Raw genomic sequence first — 255 nt, 5'->3', positions numbered from 1 at the left:
AATACTCATCTCGCCCACCTGTGTCGGTTTGCGGTACGGTCTCGTATGACTGAAGCTTAGAGGCTTTTCTTGGAACCACTTCCGATTGCTACGTGAACAAGTTCACTCGTCCCACTCCCTTGAATTATGTGCCCGGATTTGCCTAAGCACCTTCTATGAAGCAGAAACTGACTATTCCAACAGTCAGACAACCTTCCGCGATCCGTCCCCCCATCGCATCATACGACGGTGCAGGAATATTAACCTGCTTCCCAT

1 rRNA gene is annotated in these 255 nt (G+C 49.8%); it reads right to left on the bottom strand.

Annotated elements, in window-relative coordinates:
* Positions 1-255, bottom strand: a 23S ribosomal RNA gene (locus tag GTP44_RS26995); the annotation flags it as partial.

The sequence above is a fragment of the Duganella lactea genome, assembly GCF_009857505.1.
Lineage (GTDB): Bacteria > Pseudomonadota > Gammaproteobacteria > Burkholderiales > Burkholderiaceae_D > Rugamonas > Rugamonas lactea.
Note: the sequence above shows the minus strand (reverse complement) of the source record. Positions and strands in the feature narration are given on the sequence as shown.